General features: G+C 43.8%; 21 protein-coding genes. 4 read left to right on the forward strand and 17 right to left on the reverse strand.

Features of this window, described 5'->3' with window-relative positions:
- Window positions 1-9 precede the first annotated feature (9 nt).
- Entirely contained in the window at window positions 10-2,715 is a 2,706-nt protein-coding gene (locus tag FD17_RS02205) for a BspA family leucine-rich repeat surface protein (RefSeq protein WP_057823217.1), read from the forward strand.
- Window positions 2,716-3,100: 385 nt separating this feature from the next.
- On the opposite strand, the gene FD17_RS02210 is transcribed toward FD17_RS02205, so the two are convergent.
- The 15 genes from FD17_RS02210 to uidA form a co-directional block, all read right to left on the reverse strand.
- Window positions 3,101-3,805, reverse strand: coding sequence for an amino acid ABC transporter permease (locus tag FD17_RS02210; RefSeq protein WP_057823218.1), 705 nt, complete (start codon window positions 3,803-3,805; stop codon window positions 3,101-3,103).
- A 15-nt stretch (window positions 3,806-3,820) separates the two neighbouring features.
- On the reverse strand, window positions 3,821-4,459 hold the full coding sequence (locus FD17_RS02215) for an amino acid ABC transporter permease (protein WP_057823220.1): 639 nt from the start codon (window positions 4,457-4,459) through the stop codon (window positions 3,821-3,823).
- A complete protein-coding gene (locus FD17_RS02220; protein ID WP_057823221.1) occupies window positions 4,456-5,286 on the reverse strand; it encodes a transporter substrate-binding domain-containing protein in 831 nt (276 codons plus the stop codon). The genes FD17_RS02215 and FD17_RS02220 overlap by 4 nt, the downstream gene beginning before the upstream one ends.
- Before the next feature lie 26 nt (window positions 5,287-5,312).
- Window positions 5,313-6,053, reverse strand: a complete 741-nt coding sequence (locus FD17_RS02225; RefSeq protein WP_057823223.1) for an amino acid ABC transporter ATP-binding protein — start codon at window positions 6,051-6,053, stop codon at window positions 5,313-5,315.
- A 364-nt stretch (window positions 6,054-6,417) separates the two neighbouring features.
- Window positions 6,418-7,089 carry a type 1 glutamine amidotransferase gene (locus FD17_RS02230; protein WP_057823224.1) on the reverse strand — a complete coding sequence of 224 codons (672 nt, stop codon included), beginning with the start codon at window positions 7,087-7,089 and terminating at the stop codon, window positions 6,418-6,420.
- 16 nt (window positions 7,090-7,105) lie between these two features.
- Window positions 7,106-7,930 (reverse strand): DUF6681 family protein, encoded by an 825-nt coding sequence (locus tag FD17_RS02235; protein ID WP_057823226.1) that lies wholly within the window; start codon window positions 7,928-7,930, stop codon window positions 7,106-7,108.
- Window positions 7,930-8,532: a hypothetical protein gene (locus FD17_RS02240; RefSeq protein WP_057823229.1), complete on the reverse strand. Its 603-nt coding sequence runs from the start codon at window positions 8,530-8,532 to the stop codon at window positions 7,930-7,932. Before FD17_RS02240 ends, FD17_RS02235 begins: the two co-directional genes overlap by 1 nt.
- Window positions 8,533-8,605: 73 nt before the next feature.
- Window positions 8,606-9,049 (reverse strand): Fur family transcriptional regulator, encoded by a 444-nt coding sequence (locus FD17_RS02245; RefSeq protein WP_057823231.1) that lies wholly within the window; start codon window positions 9,047-9,049, stop codon window positions 8,606-8,608.
- Between the two features lie 80 nt (window positions 9,050-9,129).
- Entirely contained in the window at window positions 9,130-9,687 is a 558-nt protein-coding gene (locus FD17_RS02250) for a guanylate kinase (protein ID WP_057823565.1), read from the reverse strand.
- A gap of 3 nt (window positions 9,688-9,690) precedes the next feature.
- Window positions 9,691-10,119, reverse strand: coding sequence for a bis(5'-nucleosyl)-tetraphosphatase (locus tag FD17_RS02255; protein WP_057823232.1), 429 nt, complete (start codon window positions 10,117-10,119; stop codon window positions 9,691-9,693).
- 13 nt (window positions 10,120-10,132) lie between these two features.
- Window positions 10,133-11,272 carry a cation:proton antiporter gene (locus FD17_RS02260; RefSeq protein ID WP_057823233.1) on the reverse strand — a complete coding sequence of 380 codons (1,140 nt, stop codon included), beginning with the start codon at window positions 11,270-11,272 and terminating at the stop codon, window positions 10,133-10,135.
- A gap of 172 nt (window positions 11,273-11,444) precedes the next feature.
- Window positions 11,445-12,863 carry an NAD(P)(+) transhydrogenase (Re/Si-specific) subunit beta gene (locus FD17_RS02265; protein WP_057823235.1) on the reverse strand — a complete coding sequence of 473 codons (1,419 nt, stop codon included), beginning with the start codon at window positions 12,861-12,863 and terminating at the stop codon, window positions 11,445-11,447.
- Entirely contained in the window at window positions 12,863-13,183 is a 321-nt protein-coding gene (locus FD17_RS02270) for an NAD(P) transhydrogenase subunit alpha part 2 (RefSeq protein WP_057823240.1), read from the reverse strand. Before FD17_RS02270 ends, FD17_RS02265 begins: the two co-directional genes overlap by 1 nt.
- A gap of 2 nt (window positions 13,184-13,185) precedes the next feature.
- The gene (locus tag FD17_RS02275; protein ID WP_057823242.1) at window positions 13,186-14,397 is read right to left on the reverse strand and encodes an NAD(P) transhydrogenase subunit alpha; all 1,212 of its coding nucleotides are present in this window, start codon (window positions 14,395-14,397) and stop codon (window positions 13,186-13,188) included.
- A 197-nt stretch (window positions 14,398-14,594) separates the two neighbouring features.
- Window positions 14,595-16,406 (reverse strand): beta-glucuronidase, encoded by a 1,812-nt coding sequence (gene uidA / locus FD17_RS02280; RefSeq protein ID WP_057823248.1) that lies wholly within the window; start codon window positions 16,404-16,406, stop codon window positions 14,595-14,597.
- A gap of 147 nt (window positions 16,407-16,553) precedes the next feature.
- Here uidA and FD17_RS02285 point away from each other — a divergent pair, with 147 nt between their 5' ends.
- From FD17_RS02285 to FD17_RS02295, 3 genes are read left to right on the forward strand one after another with little or no spacing between them, the layout of a single operon-like run.
- On the forward strand, window positions 16,554-17,780 hold the full coding sequence (locus FD17_RS02285) for a helix-turn-helix domain-containing protein (RefSeq protein WP_057823250.1): 1,227 nt from the start codon (window positions 16,554-16,556) through the stop codon (window positions 17,778-17,780).
- Window positions 17,781-17,820: 40 nt separating this feature from the next.
- Window positions 17,821-20,256, forward strand: coding sequence for a Xaa-Pro dipeptidyl-peptidase (locus FD17_RS02290; protein WP_057823252.1), 2,436 nt, complete (start codon window positions 17,821-17,823; stop codon window positions 20,254-20,256).
- Between the two features lie 44 nt (window positions 20,257-20,300).
- Complete coding sequence (locus FD17_RS02295) at window positions 20,301-21,212, forward strand: proline-specific peptidase family protein (protein WP_057823254.1); 912 nt, start codon at window positions 20,301-20,303, stop codon at window positions 21,210-21,212.
- 124 nt (window positions 21,213-21,336) lie between these two features.
- Here the strand turns inward: FD17_RS02295 and FD17_RS02300 are convergent, their stop codons facing one another.
- Both FD17_RS02300 and FD17_RS02305 read right to left on the reverse strand, forming a co-directional pair.
- Window positions 21,337-22,323 (reverse strand): LacI family DNA-binding transcriptional regulator, encoded by a 987-nt coding sequence (locus tag FD17_RS02300; protein WP_057823256.1) that lies wholly within the window; start codon window positions 22,321-22,323, stop codon window positions 21,337-21,339.
- Between the two features lie 47 nt (window positions 22,324-22,370).
- A complete protein-coding gene (locus tag FD17_RS02305) occupies window positions 22,371-23,546 on the reverse strand; it encodes an MFS transporter (RefSeq protein ID WP_162256768.1) in 1,176 nt (391 codons plus the stop codon).
- Window positions 23,547-23,651 lie beyond the last annotated feature (105 nt).

Raw genomic sequence — 23,651 nt, forward strand, 5'->3', positions numbered from 1 at the left:
GGAATAATTATGTTCTATTCTAGAAAAAAGTTGCACGCTGTATCTGACATGTGTTTATTTGGGATATCAACTGCAGCAGCGCTACTTATGTTGAGTTGGAGTCCTAGTTGTTCAGTCCGTGCAAGCGCCCCACCTTTACCCGAGAATGACATTCAGTTAACCGCCAACCAGTCGTTGAGCAATAACTTAAAAGGTGGAAACTTTCTAAGCAACTTGGTTCAGCCCATGTCCGTGAAAGCCGACGATTCTGACCAAACAGGAACTAATGGGAGTTGCAAATGGACATACAATGCGTCAAGTAAGACATTGACCATTAGTCCTAAGGGCACGACAGGAACACTCCAAGGCGGAGTGGCATGGCCCGTACAACAAAACGCAGCAATTATCATAATCGAACCAGGGGTATATGCAGATGCAGATTCACAACAAGAATTCGGCTTCTTCCCTGAATTGACGGAAGTCAAAGGTGCTCAAAACTTAAACGTCAGCAAAGTTAAAAACATGCGGACTATGTTTTCCGGAGATAATAACTTGGTTTCCATAGACGTTTCTAACTGGGACACAGGTAATGTTACCAATATGGACAGCATGTTTCATGATGATTCCAAACTAACAGCGTTAAATGTTGCAAAATGGGATACAAGTAAAGTTAAAAATATGGAAAGTCTGTTTGACAATGATCTGAGCTTAGCAAGCTTGGACGTTTCTCATTGGAAGACCGGTAATGTTACCAATATGAGCAGTGTCTTTTATGCTGACAAAGCATTAAAAACACTAGATGTCTCCAACTGGGACACAAGCAACGTTGAAAAGCTATTTTATACCTTCGGAGCATGCAATTCATTAACTGAGCTAGATGTTTCGAAATGGAATACTCCTAACGTAACCAACATGAATGCTACATTTGTGGGTGACAGCTCCTTACCGAGTCTTAATGTTTCACATTTTGATACCAGTAAAGTAACAGATATGGAGCTGATGTTTGGCGGATGCAGTTCTTTGGAAAAGTTAGACGTTTCAAACTTTGTTACTGATAATGTTACAAACATGTCGAATATGTTTGGTTCCGATTCAAACTTAACTGCGCTTAATCTGAGCAACTTTAATACTGATAAGGTCACAAATATGAAGCAGATGTTTCTTGAAGATACCAATCTTCAACAATTAAACCTCAGTAGCTTCAATACTAAACTAGTAACGAGATGGGATGGACTCTTCTGGGATTGTCCTAATTTATGGAAACTGACACTTGGAAAAGATTTTGCCGTAGACGCAAGTGTTCGTTTAAGCGACGTTCCAGGTGATAACCGCATCATCCCTGATTCCGATCCAAATGGAGCACAATACAAAAACACAGCACCGTTCTGGGTACCAGTTGAAACTGGGACGGACCATCAACCAGCCGGAAAAGAAAACTACTGGACTAGCAATAAGTTGATGACAGAACGTCCTGCGATAACTGAAACCTACGTTTGGCAGCAGTCACCCGTCAAAGATTTAACAGATGTAAAAGTCCAACCACAAATCAATCTACCGATTAATGGTACTTGGACACCTGAGTCTGCATTTATTTCAGCTACGGATGCCAATGGAAATCCAGTTACGTTCAACAAGATTACTGTCGGCGGTGATCAGGTCAATACAAGGAAACCTGGGCAATACAACGTTTCATATACGTACGGTTCCAAGACAGTCTGGACAAAAGTTGTTGTCAGTCCAGACGCAACCAGCATTAAAGTCAACCCAGAAGTTGATTTGACCGTTGGTGAGAGTTGGAGTCCAACAATGGGATTCATTTCTGCAACTGATGCCCAAGGTAAACCAGTATCGTTTAGTAACATTCGAGTGGGCGGCGATTATGTCGACACGACCAAAGCTGGAACCTACTATGTTACCTATACTAACGGCAAAATGTCTGCAACAACCAAAGTCGTTGTCAAAGCAAAAACAACTCCGTCAACACCTACTCCACAGCCGACACCTGGAAACAATGGAAATGGTAACGCCGGTGAAAATGGGCAACAGAATGTTCAAAAGAACACCGTTGTTTATGGCATTAACAAGCTTTATCTATACAAACACGTCAACTTCAACAAATCACAACGAATCATGAAATACGTTCAAAAGCCACGAATCAATCGGCCAATGTTTGTTGTCCTAGGAGATTATCATGATTCAAATGGTCAGCTCCGATTCAAAGTCAGAGATGTCAACCATCACAGCAAGTCTGACGGAAAGATCGGTTATATTACCGGATCGTGGAATTACGTTCGTCCGGTATACTACCAAAGCGATCACAAGACTTTGACTGTGATTAATCCAACTGGTGTGAATGCATACAGGAACAAGAACCTGACTGGCAAGACAAGGAATATCAAACAAGGTACTAAAGTGAAAGTCGTCAAGTTTGTTCGTCACAACTTAACCACCCGGTATGTATTGACCAACGGCATGTATATCACTGGTAATCGGAAATTGGTAAAATTTGGTAATGTAAAATTTACCAAACATATCAAAGTAAAGAAGACCATTTACCGTTACCGAGATGCAAACTTAGCTAAGAAGAATGGTACTATCAGAAAAGGCTCAATTCTCAAAGTTAAGAAAACTGCATACTCACAAAAGTACAATCCAAATAAGTATGGCAGCCTGCGTTATCAAGTTAGCGGTGGCTGGATAACCGGTAACGGTCGTTACGTCAAAGCGTTTAAGTAATTCAGCTGAATAAGTTAAAGCAGGGCCTCAGTTTTCTGGGGCCCTGCTTGTGTCTTGGAGTCAAAATATGGGAAGGGTCCTTAAAATTTAAAAAGGCAAATTCAAGCCTCTCATGTATTAATTAAAGTATACAAAAACCCGATTCAACTTACCTCATGATAGTTGACTCGGGTTTTGATTAATATTTGTGAATAATGTTTTGCTATCCTATTTCGAAGGGTAAATTTTAATTTTGTTTTTGGTGGTTGGTTCACTGTTATTTGGATAAAACGTGTTCCGACGCAACTGAGGCTAACTTCTAAGTGCACTTTGATTAAAGTCCCAAACCCAGGACTTCAATCAAAGTACCCTTAGAAACCGCCTCACCCGTTGCTCGTCACACTCTCTACCTTTCCGCACTCTGGACAACTTCCTCCACTTCGCCCGACTTCTTGGCTGTTCCCAGTCTGTGGTCGAGGTACTGTGAAAGCAGTGACAGTGAGTAACATACGATGAAGTACATGACGGCTAACGCCAAGAACATTGGAATTGTGTAGTTGGTGTTTTGCCCGTAAATGATTTGCGCATGGTTCATCAAATCCGGCAGCACAATGATTGTGGCCAATGAAGTATCCTTAACCAAGGAAATAAATTGACTAACAATGGCTGGAATCATGTTCTTGATGGCTTGCGGCAGGATAATATATCTCAACGCCTGCCAATAAGACATTCCTGTTGACCGGGCACCTTCCATTTGCCCGGTTGGAATTGAGACAATTCCGGCACGGACAATTTCGGCCACCATCGCCGATTCAAAGATCGCCATGGCAATCACCGAGGCCCAGATTGGATCCGGCTTAAAGCCGATATTTGGTAATCCAAAATAGGTAAAGAAGATAATCAGGATCAATGGTAAGTTACGGATGATATCAATCACGAACCCGACGATCGCTGATAAATATTTAATTTGAACATATCTGATAATTCCTAAGATAACACCGAAGATGTAACTCAGAATAATCGAACAAACGGAAACCAGGATCGTAACCCAAGCCCCTTCAAGAAGGAACCTGATGTTAATCCATGAATACGCACCTAAGACTGTTAACATATCTCGATTCCTCCTTTATGCCAATTTCTTTTCAAGATAACGCATGTAATAACTCAACGGCAAAGTCAAAATCAGATACAGAACACCGACACAAAGGTAAGTGCTCATACTTTGCAGTGAGTCAGAAGCAATCACGTTACCTTGATACATCAAATCAAACCCGGCAACAAAGGCTAGGACTGAAGAGTTCTTAACCAAGTTAATGAACTGGTTGCCCAGTGGTGGAATAACGTATCTAAATGCCTGTGGTAAGACAATGTAACGCATCCCCTGCCAGAAGCTCAATCCATTGGCACGGGCACCTTCCATCTGTCCTGGATCAACAGATTGGATACCTGAACGAACCGTTTCGGCGATAAATGCTGAGGAATAAAGAATCAGTCCAATGGTACCGGAAACAAACCCACTGATCTCAACAATATACATTGGAATAACAACGTAGAAGAACATTGTGATAACCAGTAATGGAATGTTCCGGAATACTTCGATATAAATTTTTGCAATGATTCGTAAGAACTTGTTGGGGACAACTTCCAAAATGGCGAATCCGGAACCTATGATCAATGCGAAAATCAATGCAATAATACTGCAGAGAAGTGTTTGACCCAAACCATAAAGCAGGGCACCACCATAATTTTGAAAAATACTTATCATCGTTCTGCCCCCCTAAAATCAAATCCTTTAACCTTGTGGAACCACTTGTAAAGGAGCTTGTTGTATTGGCCGTTGTTTTCAACTTTGGTCAACGCGCTGTTCATAGCATCCCTCATCTGGCCTTGGCCTTTATCAACAGCGATACCATATGGTTCTTTGGTAAATGTCCCGCCGACAACCGAATATCCTGGGTTTTCAATTGACATACCATAAAGAATACCGTTATCAGTGGTTAATGCATCACCCTGACCGGACTTCAAGGCAGTCAATGCTTGAGAATAATCTGACAGTTGAAGAACTTTAGCCTTTGGCGCGAACTTTTTAATATTTTGAACAGAATTTGAACCCACAACACCAAGAACAACGGCGCCGTTATGGTTCAGATCCTTCACGTTCTTGATTGGACTACCATTCTTAACGAGGATGGCTTGCCCAGCATCAAAGTATGAACGGGAAAAGTCAACTTGTTTAGCCCGTTCAGGGGTAATTGTCATGGTTGCCATAATGGCGTCAATGTTACCATTTCGAAGTAACGGCATCCGGGTTTGACTGGTAACTTGAATGAATCTTGCTTTACCATCTTTGCCCAGAATTTGTTTGGTCATGGCTTTGGCCAAATCAATTTCAAATCCCTTGATCTGGTTGTCTCGAACATCCATGAGCCCAAACAGCTTGGTATCAGCTTTAACACCCCAAGTGATCGTCTTAGTCTGCTTATCATCCTTCAACACATTCTTTTGTGATGCCGAACTTGAACAGGCACTTAACGAGACGACCATTAAGAGGAGGGTTAATAACAACCCAATTCTTGATATGATCTTTTTCATGATGCAACCTCCCAATAATGAAATTTTTAATGCGTAATAATTTTTCCAAGAAATTGTCGTGCACGTTCATTGGAGGGTTCACCATCAAAGAATTTATCACTTGTGTCATCTTCCAAAATCCGACCGTCATCCATAAAGATAACCCGGTTGGCAACTTCACGAGCAAATCCCATTTCGTGGGTAACAACCAACATTGTCATGTCGGAATCTTGGGCAATCTCTTTCATAACGTTCAAAACATCATCGATCATTTCAGGATCCAACGCACTGGTTGGCTCATCAAACAAGAGGCACTTGGGTCTCATTGCAAGTGATCGGGCAATTGCGATACGCTGTGCCTGACCACCGGATAATTGGGCAGGCAGCTTGTTAGCTTGGCTTTGAAGGCCAACTTGATCCAGCAGCTGCATTGCCAATTCTTTGTTTTCCTTTTCCGGCCGTTTCAACACAATTCTGGGTGCCAACATGATGTTTTCAAGCACCGTCTTGTTCGCATACAAATTAAAATGCTGGAACACCATGCCGACATTCTTGCGAATCCGGTTAACATCCGTTTTCTTATTGGCCAAATCCTGACCATTAACAATCAATTTACCTTCCTGAATGGGTTCAAGACCATTAACTGTCCGAATCAAAGTTGACTTACCAGAACCTGAGGGACCGATTAAAACAACGGTTTCACCTGCTTCAATCTTTAAATTGATATCCTTTAAAGCATGGAAATCGCCATAATACTTTTGTACATCTTTAAACTCGATCATTGCCATGTCATTTTCCTCCAATGCTTTCAGGCTGATTATTAAAATCGCCTAAGAATGATACTACTTCCATAATATGTTAAAAAATTTGATTGGTCAAAAAAATGTTTCAAAAATTTTACTATCATGTTACATTTCCTGCCAACCGCCTAATGAAGCGATAAGCAAATCGTCATTCACAACAAATATGGATGCATAATTTTGGGTAATTATCTAATTATAATTCACAATAAGTGAAAAGGGAAACCTTTATTTGCATAAACTTTAATCTAATGCTCATATTATGTATGAAAAATGAGAGATTAGAGTAATCAAAAATCAGGCCCCATCCGCAACCGAAACGATTGCAGGATTAAGCCTGATTGAGTTTAAATTATTGATTTTCTGAAATATAATCAAGAATCTGAAACATCACATTCTTATTTTCGGCCGGCACCTGTCGGGCCAAGATTTCGTCAGCCGTCTGATTTAATACCGATCCTTCAATATAAGGAAAATCATTAACGACCATTTCACGGACGTTGTCTTCCTTTGGTTCAAAATGGAACTGTAAGCCAACCACGTGATGATTCAATACGAATCCCTGGTTTTCAAGATCGTCACTTGAGAACAACAAATCGGCACCATCAGGAATTTCAAACATCTCTTCATGCCAGTGTAACGCGGTCAGCTGGCTTGGCAGCCCGGGGATTACTTCCGACTTTCGATAAACCGACGCCCAGCCGACTTCCTTTGCAGGCCCTTTGGTAACTTGATACCCAAGCGTTTTAACAATCTGCTGGGCACCAAAGCATGCCCCAAAGATTGGGGTATTGTTCGCCAGTAACTGCTTAATCAGGTCCCGTTCCTGCTTGATCCATGGTAAATCATCGTTAGGACTCATGGGTCCGCCAAGGATGACCAGCATATCGGTTTCATCGGCGCTTGGAAAATGGCCAAACTGATACGGATGATAAATATACATCTGGTGACCCTTTGCGTGTGCCCAGTCTTGAATTGATCCCGGCCCCTCGTTTGGGGTGTGCTGTAAAACGTTGATTCTCATGATTGATTCCTCTCATTTACAGTTTCTTATATGCAACCATTGCTCTTAACGTATAATCTTGAGGTGCTTCGATGACACCAGCCCGACCAATTTGCTTGTATGGTCCGCCAACGAGTGTCACTGACGCCAAATACAACTTAACGTGAGTCAGGTCCAAAGAACTAACAGACTGAAGCCCGACTCGTCTAATCTCGCCGACCGGATAGATTTCCGACTGGTTTAACCCACAATAGATGACCAAAGCCGATCCTTGCTTGCGCATCTCGAAATAAGGCATCAAAACACCTTTGCCGATTGCGTAGACCGGCTTGCTGTTAACCTTCAACAGCTCAAAAATCTTGCGATCGTTCATGCCATTATAGTCTGCTTGAAACAGCTGCTGACGTTCCATTTGAGCAACTAACCGGTCGATGTTGGCCTGTTGGATGGGACTCACTTCAACCTTAGCTGGAAGCAGATGCTGATCATCAAACAGTCCATTCGCTGGAACGTTCCGTTCTTCTGAGATCACGGTTGTGCCCATCTTGGATTCAACCTGAGTTTCTCGAGGATGCTCCTGAATGTGTAACACTTTGGCCAGCTTGGGTGAAATATCAAACCACGGCTGCCTCTTGGTAAAGTAATAGAAGAAGTTGCAGGCTGTGAAGTACATCAAAATAATGGCAACCAGAAGCAATAGAATGCCCTTGGTAAACATTTGATTTTGAAGGAATCTAAAGCTGATGTAAAACAGATAAATATCGCCAAAGAATCCAAGGACCGTATAGATCCGACTTTTAAGAGTCACGTTAATATTAAAGTAACCCAGGTAGTGGTTAACCATGTCCAAAAAACTAAACATTAGTTGCCTCCCTCCCCTGTGTTGCCGGTTGTAATATTGGCGTTGGCATCATTATTATTCTGTGTCGTTGTTCCGGTTGTCCCAGCACTACTGGATGAGGCATCGGAATCATTGTTTTTGGTTTGAGTGTTGGTTCCATTTGTATTGGTATTGGAATTATCAGTCCCGCCGCCAGTAGTTGTTCCTTTATTGGTAGTTGTACCCTTGTTGGTTGTCCCACCAGTAGTTGTGGACTTATTGGTATCCGTATTATTATTCGTTGTTGTATCATTAGTCGTTTGATCATCTGATGAGCTGGCATTCTTTTCACTTTCTGCCTTTTCAGATGATGCTTTGGCCGCAGAAGATTCCTCTGCCGCCTTTTTCTTCTCTGCTTCTTCTTTTGCCTTTTCCGCTTTAGTTTTGGCATCGGAATCGTCAGTCTTTTTCTTCTTGCCGTAGATTGAATCTGAAATTTTCTTTTGATTGGTCGTTTGAGTGGTTCTAGGGGTTCCTTCATTTGTGGACGTGACATTGTTGACCACAACGTTGGTAGCGCCAAGTGCCAAAGAAATAGACAGAATGGCAAACGGCGTAATTAATGGTGGAATTCTGTTATCCATTCAAAAAACTTCCTTACTAAATTTTGTAGCCTCAATTATCGCACATTAATCTGAACGAATCCTAAATAATTAGTTAATTATTCATTAAGTTGACGCAATCAGGGCACAAACCGTAGATCTGGAACAGATGGCCGGTGACTTCGCAGCCATCCAATTGAGATGTGATCTCCGGACTCAGTGGACAATCTTTTAATTCAATCACTTTACCGCAGTTACTACATATAAAGTGGTGGTGATGTTCGTGTTGGAAATCACACTGAAATTTGACTGATGCCCGGTCGCCCTGGACCTGACGTTCAACGATCCCTAAGTTGGCAAACTCGGAAATGTTGCGGTAAATCGTGTTGTGACTCATATTCGGAAAAGTTTTGCGCATGAAATCATCGATGCTGGTGACTTCGACAAATTTATGTGTCGCTGTTCCCACTAAAAACTCAATCATTGCACGGCGTTGTTTGGTCATCTTAAAATTATTTTCTTTTAAAACCTTGGTTGCTTGTTCGATAGATGCAGGCATGCCATTCACCTCTAATAAGTAATTATTACTGTTTATTGCATACTACCATAATCCCTGACCAGCAACAACTATCCCGACAGCTAGCCACGGTATTTCTCAACAATCTCATCAATTTGACTGCGAGTCTGTTCCCAATCATGGTTCACTACTTTGTAGGCTTTGCCCTGTAATTCGTAAGGCATCTCGAGATCCCGGTTGTACTCCTTGCTGCTGACGCGTTTGGCGACCATTTCGGCATTATCGCCACGGCCCTGCATTCGACGTTGAAGCTCGTTGGTATCACCGACCTGCAGAAAAATAATCACAGCCTTTTCGCCCAACTTTTCCTTATATGTAATGGCACCGGCTGTATCCAGCACAATTGTCGCCAGCGGGGACTTCTCCCAGGCATTTTCCAACCCCTCATAAGATGAACCATAGTACTGTCCTGCATAGTGAACCGATTCCAAAAAATGATTTTCAAAAAAAGAATGCTCATCTTCAAAATAGTAGTCGACACCGTCACGTTCATAGTCCCGGGGCGGTCTGGTGGTGTGGGTGATCACCCGCGCCATTTTATATTGATCATGTAAGTAGTCCCGAACAGTGGTCTTGCCGCTGCCGGCAGCTCCTGTAATGACAAATACGCGATTTTCCATCATCTAGTCCTCGATATTTTCTTTATTGCGGATATATGCTTCGGCACTTTTAAGCAACTGACGTAAATTATCATAGGTCAGCTTCTCGTAGGCATCTTCATAGTCAAACCAGCCAAACGAATTAATTTCTTCATCCTGCTTGCGGACTTTGACTTCCGGTGCAACCCGGCTGACAAAGAAAGTGACGTCTTTGTGATGGCCGTTATTCATATCATATTCAACTTTTTGCTTAAAATTAGAATCAATCTGAGTCTTCAAATTGGTTTCTTCGCGGATTTCTCTCACAGCCGTCTGAATCAGATTTTCATTCGGTTCGACGTGACCTTTTGGCAGACCCCAGAAGTCAGAAGTGGCACTTTGCAGTAGCAGGTACCATATTTTGCCGTCTCTTATTTGATAAACAACTGCTCCACTTGCATATTCAGTAACCATAATTTATCTCCTTTTATACCTTCATCGTCTTTTTAAGCAGCATTGGCGCCACAATCGTCGACAACACAATGACAATGATAATCTCTGAATAAAGATTCTTCGCCATCAAATTGGCAGACAGCCCAATCTGGGCAATAATCAGCGCCATCTCACCTCGAGAGACCATTCCTGATCCGACGATAAACGCACTGCTCCAGTTCATTTTGGTCAACCACGCTCCAACCGCGCCACCAAATAGTTTGGTAATAATTGCCAGTAAAGTCATGATAACGATGAATCCCAGGTTTTTAATGACGTTGTTGAATTCCATGTCCAACCCGATGCTGACAAAGAAGATTGGAATAAAGAATGTGTAGCCGACTGAACTGACACTGCTGGAAATTTCGTCTTGAAATTTGGTTTGAGATACCGCTACCCCGGCGAAGAACGCCCCAACGACGGAACTCAGACCCAAGGCATCTGCGGACCAGGCCATGGCCAAACAGATGACCAATGACGTAATCGCAACCGAACCATGGACCGGCAGCCGCTCTGCCAGGCGTAAAACCACCGGCGCAACCCACTTGACCAGGACAATTACACCTAAAAAATAAACCAATTGATAGATAGTTGCAACCAGTAAATTAGCAGAACCTCCGCCGCCGACGCCAAATGAACTAACGAAGATACTCAACAGGATAACGGCAATAATATCGTCAACCACCGCCGCCCCCAGGATCGTGGCACCTTCTTTGGTGTTGAGCTTTTTGAATTCCCGGAGGACCTCAACGCTGATTGAGACCGATGTTGCGGCAAAGATGACGCCCCAGAAAATGGAACGTTCGAAGCCCTGCCCCATGATTTGGCCGTAGATGTAAAAGACCACCATCGGGAACAGGACGCCGATCGCCGCGACGCTCATTGCCGGTTTGAAATACTTCTTCAACAGGTCCAAATCACTTTCGATTCCGGCAATAAACATCAGGATGATGACGCCAATTTCAGCTCCGGCATGCATCAATTCGGTATTTTGGAGCACGCCTAAAATTCCGGGACCCAGAATCACCCCGGCGATCAACTGACCAATCACGGCAGGCATCCCCAACCGTTGACTAATCGCTGCTGCTAATAAAGTTGCAATTAAAATGAGTGCAATTTGACCCACAAACGCCATGTAAAAACCCTTTCTTCTTTCAAAACCCGGTCTTGTTCTATTGATATTAGTTTAACATACCAATTGACCGGGTTCATGCCGTGGAATCGGTATTTTTTTGGTGTTAAATCCAATCAAAAAGACCTTTGGCAATTTTCAGCCGAAGATCTTTTTAATTTCTACATTATAATCATTAATCCAAATACCCTTTGGTAGCCGCAATAATCTCCTGGAGCCCCTTCTTGGCATCCGAGAACATCATGCTTGTCTGGTCTTCACTGAACAATGGGTTTTGAACTCCGGCATAACCGGTACTCATTGAACGCTTGATGACGACAACTGATTTCGATTTATCAACATCCAGAATTGGCATCCCGGAAATCGCATTGCCCTTTTCCCGAGCTAATGGATTTGTAACATCGTTAGCACCGATAACCAGTGAAACATCGGTGTTTTCAAACATTGAGTTGGCTTCATCGAGTTGCTTCATTTGATCATAAGGCACGTTAACATCGGCTAACAAAACGTTCATGTGGCCAGGCATCCGGCCGGCAACTGGGTGAATTGCGTAATTGACGTTAATCCCAGCGTCGGTCAACAATTTGGCCAACTCGGCAACTTCGTGTTGAGCTTGGGCTGCGGCAAGACCATAACCAGGAACGATCATGACATTATGCGCATAAGCCAGCTGCATCCCGACATCATCAGGTGTTGTCTTCTTGATGTTGGTTGGCACTTCGGCACCGGCGCCGGTACTTGTATCGGAATCACCACTACCAAAGCCGCCGGCAATGATATTGGCAACTGACCGGTTCATTGCTTCGGCCATTTGTAAGGTCAAAATTGTTCCGGCCGCTCCAACCAAAGCACCAGCGATAATTAAGACTTGATTATCAATAACGAATCCGGCAAAGGCAACGGCTAAACCGGTAAAGGCGTTCAAAAGCGAAACCACAACCGGCATGTCGGCACCACCAATTGGTAAGGTCATCAACAGTCCAAAAATCAAGCTGGCAGCCAACGCCAAGATCATTGGCCAATATGCGGAAGGAAAACCAATCATCCAAATCCCGGCAACAATAATTGCAAGTACGGCGATACCATTGATCAATTTATCTCCAGGAAATGAAATTGGCTTGCCGGCAACATGTCCAGACAATTTTCCAGTGGCAATCAATGAACCTGAGAAGGTAATCCCACCAATAATAATATCAAGTAAAACTGGAATTGAGAAAGCCAAGCTCAGTGAGGTTCCCAAAGCCTCGTGAGTATAGTCAAAGATACCAATTGTCGCAGCGGCACCACCACCAACGGCGTTAAACAACGATACCAATTGAGGCACGTCGGTCATTGGCACTTTACGAGCTTTAATGACACCATATAGGATTCCGATTAACAAGCCGGCAAACAAGACACCCCAGCCGATCAAAGTAATCTGTCCTTTGGCAACAATTTCAATTAAAATCATGACAACTGCCATGGCCATCCCTAAACCGGACAGCAGGTTACCATTTCTGGCAGTCTTTGGTGAACGCATCATATGAACACCCATGACGTAGCAGACCGCAGACAGCAAATAAATCAATGATGCGATCGTTTTAAGCATTGACATTATTTGTCGCCTCCCTTGTCAGAAGGGTTCGGTTGTTTCTTGGGACGGTTAAACATCCCAAGCATTCGGTCAGTAACCGTATAACCACCGGCAACGTTGACGGCGGCGAAGAAAGCGGCCAAGAATGCCAACAAGTAGAAATACCAATTGTCGGCTTCAGCAGCAATCACAAACGCCCCGACGACAACGACCCCATGAATCGCGTTGGCGCCTGACATCATAGGGGTCTGTAAGGTCGAAGGAATTTTACTCATAACTTCAAACCCGACAAGCAGGCTTAAAACAAAGATCGCTAAATTTGTATACAACTCTTGACTCATGACTATTGATCCCCCTTTTCAGCAGGCTTTTCATCTGTATCGGCCGGCACGGTTTCAGCTTTTACAGGCTGCTTGTCCGGCAGATTCAGAGCTTTTCGAACCCGATCGGAAATAATCTCACCATGATCGGTGGCAACCAGCTGACTCATCACATCGTCTTCAAGATCAATCTTAATTTGGGCATCCTTATCGGAAACATCGTTAATAACTGCCTGGACGTTCTTTGAGAACATTTCAGATGCAGATGTGGCCATTTCACTGGCTAAATTACCAGCACCGATAATTTGGACACCGGAATCCGTAACCACCGTCTGATCGGGCTTTGATCCGGCAACGTTCCCGCCGAGATCACTGGCTGCCAAATCAACGAAGACACTACCCGGCTTGGCGTTATCAATTGCTTCTTGGGGAACCAACAGCGGTGGCTTTCTCCCAGGAACTTGAGCAGTGGTAATTACAATATCATTTTGTTTGATAAACCCAATCAATTCAGTCTGCTGCTGTTTAATTTCATCCGCTGACAATTGACGGGCATATCCGCCTTCACCAACGGCACTGACTGAACTGGTCAAAAATTGTGCGCCCAGTGATTCAACTTCACCTCGAGAGGCGGGTCGAACATCATAGCCGGATACAATCGCACCCAGACGCTTAGCTGTTCCGATTGCTTGTAAGCCGGCCACACCAGTTCCCAATACCAACACCTTAGCTGGCTTGGCGGTTCCGGCAGCGGTAATCATCATTGGAAAGTATCGGGCGAATTTGTCTGCGGCCACCAAAGCGGCCTTGTAACCGGCGATTGAAGCTTGTGAGCTCAAAACGTCCATCCCTTGAGCCCGTGAAATCGTCCGTGGCAGCAGTTCAAACGAAAGGGCCGTGACCTTCTGCTTGGCAAGCTGTTGGATACCGTCCAAATCAGTCAATGCTTTCAGCAAACCAATGAGGATTTGTCCCTCATGAAGCTTGCCTAAAGTCTCTGAATCAGGCTGATCAACGACGGCAATTAAATTTGCCTTGCTGACGGCGTCATCTCTGCTGACAATCTTTGCGCCGGCATCTTCGTATGCTTGATCGGCAAAATAAGCATTCTGCCCAGCGCCCTTTTCAATCAAGACTTCAAATTGATTGTGAACTAATTTTGCTGCAACGTCCGGGGTGATCGCGACACGGTTCTCATCACCGGATTCCTTCAAAGTAGAAATAATCGTAGACATTAAAGCTACCTCCTTCACATGTGTGTGGAAACGCTTAATACAGCATTAAGGCTAGTCTTCTTAGCTTAAAAATGCAACGATTTGTGACCGTGCTTACAAGCATAAAAAAACGAACTAAAAAGACATTTTTAGTTCGTTTCCTGTTTATTTCATGCATGGCTTGTGAATTTTTCAATGAATGTTTGAGTCAGGATGTTTTATTTTTTGTAGCCAAAATCCGGAATGTTAGTCCACCGATTCTTCAGATAACGCACAACCATTTTTGGTTCACGGGAACGGGTAAAGATCCCCTTCTTGTTACCTTGAACCCGTTGAATCCCAAACTTGGTCTGGAAGTCCGCAAAGTTCCACAGCTGTTCGCCGACAAAGTGTGGAAATTCATCGAAGACTTTGCTGGTCATTCGATAATAATCTTCCTGGAACTCTTCGGAGAACGGCTCATCGTAATTACTATGAAGGCCGGGAATCGTGTCGGCACCATATTCGGTATACATAATCGGCTTATCTGGGAACTTTTCAGAATATTCTTTTAATTCGTTCCGGGTTGCTTTTTCGGCAGTCTCCAGGTCGCCGTTACCAACATACCAGCCGTAATAACGATTCAGTGCAATGACATCAACCAACGAAACACAGTTATCGGTCTTAGGATTGGCCATCATGATACTTGTGTACGTGCATGGCCGTTGTTGAGGATCCAATTGACGGGCTTCATCGAATAACGGCTTGAAGTATTCATATGCCCCCTTGGAATAAGTTGCTGCCTCATTGGCAATTGACCACATTGCGACACAGGCGTGATTTTTATCTCGGTCGATGATTTCTTTAATGACTTGTTTATGCGCATCGGCCGTCTTCAGCTTCGTCCAGGTATCATCTTGATAATCGTCACTTTCAAGCATCGAAACATCGAAGCCAAAGTTAACCAGCAGGCCGACAGCCGGGGTTTCATCGATGACCACAATTCCTTCACGGTCACATAAACGCATCATTTCTTCCGAATATGGATAGTGGGAAGTCCGAAATGAGTTGGCTCCCATGTCTTTCATCAAATGGATATCCAGTACATTGACCGGCTCATTAAACCCACGACCGTGGACGTAAGAATCCTCATGTTTGCCAAATCCTTTAAAGTAAAACGGCTGCCCATTGATCAAAAATTGGGCGTTCTTAACTTCAATTTTGCGGACACCAAATTCTTCCGTGTATGAATCAATCGCTTCACCGTTTCGAATTGCTTCAACCTTGGCGGTATACAAATATGCGTGACGAGGCTGCCACAAGTGCACGTCTTTGATTTGTAAGGTTTGATCCGTAGATTCGCCACTGACAACCGGATGACCATCCTGGTCCAAGAGCGTGACTTTCACCTGATCAAAGTCACCAACAGTTGCGACTTTAACATGGACGTCAGCACTGCCGTTTTCCAAATCAACGTCAGGCACCACAGTGATATCACTGATGTAGGCAGTCGGTGTTGAATAGATTTTGACGGGTCGTTGAAGGCCTGCGTAATTGAAAAAGTCAAAGTTTTCGTCAACGTGGCGGTGCTTGTGGCCTGCTTCATCAGTGGTCTCAGAATAATTTCCAACCGGAAGAGTCGAATAATCGAGAATGTTGCTCAACTTGACCGTCAGGCGGTTATCACTGTCGTTAAGATATTGATTAATTTCAACTTCAAATGGTGTGAAGCCACCCTTATGATGGGTAATTTCATGGCCGTTGAGATATACCCAGGCTTCATGAGTAGCTGAACCAAAGCGCAGAACCAAGCGTTGGGAACGCAGCGGCTTGGCAATATCAAAATGCGTTTCGTACCAGACAAAGCCGTTGTGTTCCCGAATTTTCTTTGAGGCCGTTTGATCATTAAATGATGCCGGAACAGCGATAACGTCGTCTGTTGGTAGTGGCTTTGCAGGATCAATGGGCGTTATTTCTTCATCGATCATAAATTTCCAAAGTCCTGATAGGTCTAAGAGCGTCCTGCTTGGTGTTGTGAGTGGGTATAGCATAAATTAATTCCTCCAATCAATCATATTAATTGTCGATTTTCCTGTTTAATGTCCTCACTATAAGCTAAAATTTAAACAGATACTTGTCATATTTTTACTTTTATAGCATTTTAATGACTTTTATGTAATCGCTAACAAAAGGAGTTGTTGCTTATCATCGTTGATTATCGTTCAATCGCTGGAATCATTCATTCGCTCACCAAGCTGGGGGTCTCCATTTATGATTCGAGTGGCAAACCAGTTGGGCAATTTCAGGACAATCCAGTCGCCAGTTTTGAACGAGTCTCTCCCGTGGCAGAAATATTACGGGAAGTCAAAAATTTTCAGCAGACCGACTATTTATCGTACGTTGACCCGGCAAGGCTTTCCTATGTCGCTGTCAGGCTGTCGACACCGGCTGACGGTGCGGTTGTTGTGGGACCGTTCCTAACAAATTCACAAACAACAGATGAAATCAGCACCATCATGATTCAAAATTCTTTCAAAATCAGCGATCGCAATCAGCTGGAACAGTTTTATCAAAGCCTGCCGATCCTGTCACCAGACCAGCTGACCGATGTGGGTGTTCTCCTGGTTAATCTTTTCATCAAGTCGCCGGTTAACGCCCAGCAGGGAGCACAAATCACCCGGAGCATTCAACCAAGGGAGAAATCGGTGGTTGTCGTCAACTCGGAACATCGTAACCAAATTGAACAAAACTACTCGAATGAGGACAAAATCACCCATGCAATTGCGACTGGCAACGAGGTGGCCGTCAATGAACTGAATCAAACCATGGGCAGACTCTTTGACTCTTTCTCCAATCGAATCCCCAATAAACCGCTTCGTTCATCCAAAAATATTTGTTTCGTATTCAATACCATCTGCAGGATTGCTGCTCATAAGGGCGGTGTGCACCCAGTATATCTCGACGATATGTCTGAAAAGTACGCTCTGCTCATCGAACGGCAAATCTCAATAGCGGGCCTGCATAAGCTGGTCAACTCGATGACTGAAGATTACTGTCAACTGGTTCAATCCACGTCAACGCCGGGCTTTTCCCCAATTGTTCGACGGGCAGCAGACTATGTCTTGCTTAATTTGGGCGATCCATTATCACTATCGGAGACCGCACAGGAGATCGGTGTCAATGCATCCTTTCTCTCCCGAAGATTTAAGAATGAAATCGGCATCACCTTCACTGATTACGTTAATTTAAAGCGGGTTCAACAGGCAAAATATTTTCTGAGCAGCCAAACGTCAACCATCACCGATGTCGCATTAATGACGGGATTTTCAACCATCAATTATTTCACCAAAGTCTTTAAAAAAGTCACTGGTGAAACGCCAAAAGAATTTCGAATGAAAACGGCCGTCTCGCACGCTTCAAAGTAAGGTATAATGGCGATAACAAACATTTTCTGGAGGCAATTATATGAAAATCAATCAGTTTGCATACGTTCCAACCAGCCATGACAAAATCGTCCAGGAACTCGCAGATATTCACTTTCTGACATCCAGAACAAAAAAGATGGCTGACCCGGTTATGCTTTACCGGCAATTATTACTCAAGTTCTTCATTGAAAAGCAAAGTTTGGCAACCCGGGTCCAAAAAGTTTCCAACTTGATGGCAACACCAAAGCTCAACGCCTATGAATACACCACGAATTCCGATTCGGTCACAAAACTCGCCTTCTATAATGTCGGCCTCCAGTTATTGGGATTTGAAGTCGGTTTGGACTTTGAACTCACCGATCCATTCAAGGCCATGAAGGAATATCGAATTCCAGCTGCCATCGTTGACGATACGCTGAACCGCAACCAAGTGATTGATGCATGGTACAAATTATTGAATACCCGCACCAAATTTGGCCAAACGCTGATCGATTATTTAGCCAGTCAAGGTTACTATCATCAATTCTTTGGAACCGATGATTTAAAACGGCCGTTAATCTTCAACGGCAAGTCTCAAGCAGTATTTGATACCAGTAAATTGATTCATGACGTCGTTTACGTTGAAGCCCCGCTGGATAACGATCATGACGGTAAACGCGACCTCCTGAAAGCTGAAATAATCCGTCCGGCCGATACCGAAAACGGCTTAAAAGTTCCGATTGTCTTCACAGAAAGCCCATATGATCAGGGAACCAATGACAAGCAGGCTGATGCACTGACCCATGATGTCAATCAAGAAAAAATCACCCGTAAGCAGCCCAACAATTTAACCTATGACGATATCAAAGTTGATTATGACAACTCAAACCTCCCTGCCCCACGGCAAGTCAAAGCGACCAGCAAAGTCGCTGAAGAATCGTTTGTCAAAACCTGGACTTACGCATTAAATGATTACTTTCTGGCCCGCGGCTTCGCGGTAGTCTATTCTTCGGGCGTTGGGACAAAAGATTCTGACGGTGTTCGGACAACCGGAACCCCTGATGAAACACTGAGTGCCACTGCAATTATCGAATGGCTGCATGGCGATCGAACCGCGTTTACCAACCGGAACGATCAAGTCGGTATCAAGGCTTGGTGGTCAAACGGCAGTGTCGGTATGACCGGCCGCTCATATCTTGGAACCCTTTCAACAGCCGCAGCGATGACCGGAGTTGATGGTTTGAAAACTGCCGTCGTCGAAGCCGGTATTTCCAATTACTACGACTACTACCGCGAAAACGGCTTGGTCGTTGCCCCTGGTGGATTCCAAGGTGAGGATGCCGACGTGCTCGGCGAGTTGACGTTCAGTCGTGAGCAGTCGGCTGCCGACTATCTCAAAATTAAGGACACATGGCTTGATCAGCTCAAAAAGCTGACCAACGGCCAGGATCGAACAACCGGCAGTTACAACAGTTTTTGGGACAACCGGAATTTGTTGAAGAATGTCAATATCAAAGCGGACATGCTGCTGGTTCACGGCCTCAACGACTGGAACGTCAAGCTGTCACACGTTTACAATCTTCGTCAAACTTTGAAGAATGAAAACATTACTCAAAAGTTGGTCCTCCATCAAGGCCAGCATGAATACTTAAATAACTTCCGTTCCGTTGATTTTACGGATATGGTCAATCTCTGGCTGACCAACAAGTTATTGGACGTCGATAACCAAGCCAATAAAATCCTGCCTGATGTTTTGGTTCAGGATAATGCCGAACCGGAAACTTGGACAACTTACAAAGATTGGGGTGGTGACGCTAACGTCGAAACCATTTCATTGGACAATGGCCGCCTGACCAATCTCAACGAAAATCACGTATTCAGTGATAAATTGCCGGATGATCTATTCAAAGAATATATTGCCAACACCAAGAAATGGCAAAAAGCGTTGTTCACAAAGACTCACTCCAAGCTGAATAAACATGCCATTAAATTGGTTTCGGAACCGCTTGACCACGACATGACCGTTGACGGCCAGGTGAAGATTACTTTACGGGCAACCAGCAGCGCAGATCTTGGCCTACTGAGTGTCGCTTTGGTCGATTATGGCAATGCCCATCGGCTAACTGCCGTTCCCCAAGTCCTTTCCGCCCAAAAAATTCTTACCGGATACCACTGGCGAAAGGATGATCTAAAAGAATTTCTGCCTGAGAAAAAAGAAACGGCCTATAAGAAATTTACCGATGCGCATATGAACATGCAAAACCGGACCAATAATTATAAATCAGATGATCTCAAGCCAGGCCAGTATTATGATTTCACGATGCCTTTCCAGCCAACGTTCTGGCGTCTGCTTAAAGGGCATCAACTTGGGATTATTATTTACGCAACCGACATGGATTACACAATCCGCAGTAACCAGGACATCTCGTACACGATTGATCTGGGTGCCTCAAAGATTGAGCTTCCGTTGCTTCCTACCGATGATAATCAACAGTAAATGTGATATGATTTTTATAAATACGAATAAGGATAGGTGATTTTATGAAACAGGGAACAAAGATCATTACTTTGGATAATGGCTATCACTTATGGACCAACACGCAAGGTACCGGTGACATTCATTTGTTGGCATTACACGGTGGCCCTGGTGGTGAACATGAATATTGGGAAGACGCTGCCAAGCAGTTAAAGAAACAAGGCTTGGACGTTCAGGTTACCATGTACGATCAATTGGGATCATGGTACTCAGACAGTCCTGACTTCAGCGATCCTAAGAACCGCAAGGACATTTTGAACTATGATTACTTCTTAAACGAAGTCGATGAAGTTCGCGACAAGCTCGGCTTGGATAACTTCTACCTCATCGGCCAATCATGGGGTGGTTTACTGGTTCAAGAATATGCAGCTAAATTCGGTCAGCACTTAAAGGGTGCCATCATTTCTTCAATGGTTGACCGGATCGACGACTACACTGAGCATTTGGAACAAGTTCGTGAAAAAGCCTTGACCCCTGATCAAGTTGCCTACATGAAGGAATGCGAAGCCAAGAACGACTATGACAACGACAAGTATCAATCATACGTTGATATCTTAAACAAGGGTTACATCGACCGTAAGCAGCCTTCAAAGCTGTCACATTTGATTGATGTTACCAACACCGATATCTACGGTGCCTTCCAAGGTGACAATGAATTCGTTGTGACTGGAAAGTTGGCTGAATGGAACTTCACTGATCAATTAAAGAACATTAAAGTGCCGACTTTGGTTACCTTTGGCGAACATGAAACCATGCCGATCGCAACTGGTAAACGGATGGCCAAGATGATTCCAAATGCCAAATTTGTATCAACTCCTGAAGGCGGTCACCATCATATGATCGACAACCCGGATGTTTATTATGATCATCTGGCAACCTTTATCCGCGAAGTTGAATCTGATACTTTTAACAAATAATATGTACCGGTAAAATTCAAGAAGCAGGCACGATGAACGGCAATTGTTCATCGTACCTGCTTCTTTTTGGTTATTCAAGGGTAAAAAAAGGAACTGTCAAATATTGCTTTGACAGTCCAAATGATTACAGACTACTCTCACGCTGAATTAACTTTGTCCCAACAATCACCAACTTGGGAATCAGAGATTGATCTTTGGGGTGGTCAAAAAGCATCTGTAAAGCCTGTTCAACCATTGACTCATTGTGAACCCTAATCGTTGAAAGAGCCGGTTGCGTATACTTTGCGATGTCAATATCATCAGTCCCGACCAGGCTGACTCGTTGAGGAACCTTGATTTTACTTTGCTTTAATGCGCGTAATGCACCTATCGCCATAGAATCATCCCATACCAGGAAAACATGCGGCAAGTTGTCACCGCAAGCTTCGATTGCCTGATTCATGAGATCAAATCCGGCTTCAGGACCATAAGAGCCACAAAAGATTCGATCTTTGGAATAAATTCCCCCGCGTCTCAAGTGTTTTAAAACTGCTCGCGTCCACGGATCGTCCAAGCCGTCACTGTCTTTGACGTTTTCATGTCTAGCAAGAATGCCAATGTCGTCCTGGCCGGTTTTCCGAAAATGATCGATCGCTTGGGCAACCGGCGTGTCCAGGTCGGAGATAATGCTGTCAATCCCGCTGGAAAACAAGTTCTCCCCAACGGAAACAACCGGAACCTCACTATCGATCAGATACTGAATCTGCTGGTCGGTAAAATGCCCCAACGCAAGAATCCCGTCAAATCCGGATAACCTTGGCTGAGTATTGCTCTTAAAAACCACTGTCTGAGCAGTGATCCCCATTGAGGTGGCGACTGTTTCGATCATTGAACGAAGAGCTTGGTAATGGTAATCACTTTTAGCACGAAATATTTCAATCGATGAAATGATTGCATACCGCTGCGGTGATTGACTGGATTTTCTGCGATATTTGAGAAGTTTGGCCACCCCAAGGACCCGTTGTCTGGTCGTCTCGGATACAGACAGCGTTGTGTCATTATTCAAAATTTTGGAGACGGTTGAAATTGAAACCCCAGCTGTATCAGCAACATCTTGTAATTTTACCATCATTTTTATCCCCCTCGAATGATTTCAAAATGATAACGATAGATGCATTCTCAATGCGAAAGTTTGAATGCATGAACCAATTCCCACGCTGCAAGCACCGTTAGCAAAATTCCAAATCGTAAGAACAATATGCGGGCATCATTGCTTGAATCAATGACTTTGTCGACATACGGACATAAGAAATTTGCCATATTTGAGCCAATTAGTAAGACCGTTGATGCGCCATTTGAATAACGTGGCGGCATTGTTGACAAGGCCCGTGAAAAAATAGCAGGAACATATAATCCAAAACAGTAGCCGATAATGAAGATTCCCAAGAATGCTGAAAAGACAGAGCTTGCTCCAGACAATATGTACATTGCGGTAAACATCAGTCCCACGCTTACAAAGAGTGTGTATTGCCTGGTGATCTTCACAAGTGGTCCATACATCAGACCGCCAAAGATTGTTCCCACCGACATGACGACAACTGACAAGGATCCCATTGACGCATTGCCAATCCCGCTATCAGCAATAAATGACGGTGATTTAATATTGATTGTCATATACGCCAGCATCAATACAAACAACAAAACAAAGTAGTACCCGAATTTCTTCAGGCCTGAATTCGATAGCTTTCCGGCAACTGTGTCATCGGTCTGACCCTTTTTGAAATTCACATTAGGCGTATACATCATATCCAATATAAAGATCGGGACACTGATCAAATAAATCAAGAATGCCATGCGCCAATTGAAAGCCATCAAGATGAGGCTGACCAGGAGTGCTCCGGTTGTCGCACCAATCCCTTGAAAAGTATTCTGATAACCAAGCAGCTTTTCTCGGAGCGATCCGTTATATAGAAAATCTATCATGCTGACGGCCAATGAATTGAACAAACCAATTCCCGCCCCCAGCAACGCCCGTGAAAAGAGCAGGAATGTGATTGATGGTGAAACCAGCGACATCACTGTAGATATGATGACCAGAGACAATCCGACCAAAGTGATCTTTCGGGTCTCGATGATTGAATCCAAAAATTTGCTGACAATCACAAAGATTGCCATTGTGATGGATGGAATTGTCACGGTTAATTCAATCGTCGCTCTTGAAACGTTTGGAAATTCGGCTGCAATTTCCGGAATTGTGGCTGCAGTTGCACCAATCGACATCGTTAACAGTGAAAGACACAAGATCGAAAGGACTGTTAATTTATTTTCTACCCTCATGGTTGTTTTACCTTTCATTTTTAATACCTGAATACAACAATATTGCGAAATTAAAATGTTCATTGAATTAAATTAGTCTGGCTGAATATTGGACATCTGGCCCTATCAACCGTTTTCGCTCAC

Origin of the sequence: Lentilactobacillus sunkii DSM 19904 (assembly GCF_001435575.1) — a bacterium.
In the GTDB taxonomy this organism is placed as follows: domain Bacteria; phylum Bacillota; class Bacilli; order Lactobacillales; family Lactobacillaceae; genus Lentilactobacillus; species Lentilactobacillus sunkii.

Coding starts and splice junctions, on each gene's coding strand:
- FD17_RS02295 (WP_057823254.1), top strand. CDS start 20,301: ATGAAACAGGGAACAAAGATCATTACTTTGGATAATGGCTATCACTTA.
- FD17_RS02210 (WP_057823218.1), bottom strand. CDS start 3,805: ATGTTAACAGTCTTAGGTGCGTATTCATGGATTAACATCAGGTTCCTT.
- FD17_RS02220 (WP_057823221.1), bottom strand. CDS start 5,286: ATGAAAAAGATCATATCAAGAATTGGGTTGTTATTAACCCTCCTCTTA.
- FD17_RS02230 (WP_057823224.1), bottom strand. CDS start 7,089: ATGAGAATCAACGTTTTACAGCACACCCCAAACGAGGGGCCGGGATCA.
- FD17_RS02255 (WP_057823232.1), bottom strand. CDS start 10,119: ATGGTTACTGAATATGCAAGTGGAGCAGTTGTTTATCAAATAAGAGAC.
- FD17_RS02245 (WP_057823231.1), bottom strand. CDS start 9,049: ATGCCTGCATCTATCGAACAAGCAACCAAGGTTTTAAAAGAAAATAAT.
- FD17_RS02270 (WP_057823240.1), bottom strand. CDS start 13,183: ATGAGTCAAGAGTTGTATACAAATTTAGCGATCTTTGTTTTAAGCCTG.
- FD17_RS02215 (WP_057823220.1), bottom strand. CDS start 4,459: ATGATAAGTATTTTTCAAAATTATGGTGGTGCCCTGCTTTATGGTTTG.
- FD17_RS02250 (WP_057823565.1), bottom strand. CDS start 9,687: ATGGAAAATCGCGTATTTGTCATTACAGGAGCTGCCGGCAGCGGCAAG.
- FD17_RS02305 (WP_162256768.1), bottom strand. CDS start 23,546: ATGAAAGGTAAAACAACCATGAGGGTAGAAAATAAATTAACAGTCCTT.
- FD17_RS02290 (WP_057823252.1), top strand. CDS start 17,821: ATGAAAATCAATCAGTTTGCATACGTTCCAACCAGCCATGACAAAATC.
- FD17_RS02265 (WP_057823235.1), bottom strand. CDS start 12,863: ATGTCAATGCTTAAAACGATCGCATCATTGATTTATTTGCTGTCTGCG.
- FD17_RS02205 (WP_057823217.1), top strand. CDS start 10: ATGTTCTATTCTAGAAAAAAGTTGCACGCTGTATCTGACATGTGTTTA.
- FD17_RS02300 (WP_057823256.1), bottom strand. CDS start 22,323: ATGATGGTAAAATTACAAGATGTTGCTGATACAGCTGGGGTTTCAATT.
- FD17_RS02240 (WP_057823229.1), bottom strand. CDS start 8,532: ATGGATAACAGAATTCCACCATTAATTACGCCGTTTGCCATTCTGTCT.
- FD17_RS02260 (WP_057823233.1), bottom strand. CDS start 11,272: ATGGCGTTTGTGGGTCAAATTGCACTCATTTTAATTGCAACTTTATTA.
- FD17_RS02275 (WP_057823242.1), bottom strand. CDS start 14,397: ATGTCTACGATTATTTCTACTTTGAAGGAATCCGGTGATGAGAACCGT.
- FD17_RS02235 (WP_057823226.1), bottom strand. CDS start 7,930: ATGTTTAGTTTTTTGGACATGGTTAACCACTACCTGGGTTACTTTAAT.
- FD17_RS02225 (WP_057823223.1), bottom strand. CDS start 6,053: ATGGCAATGATCGAGTTTAAAGATGTACAAAAGTATTATGGCGATTTC.
- uidA (WP_057823248.1), bottom strand. CDS start 16,406: ATGCTATACCCACTCACAACACCAAGCAGGACGCTCTTAGACCTATCA.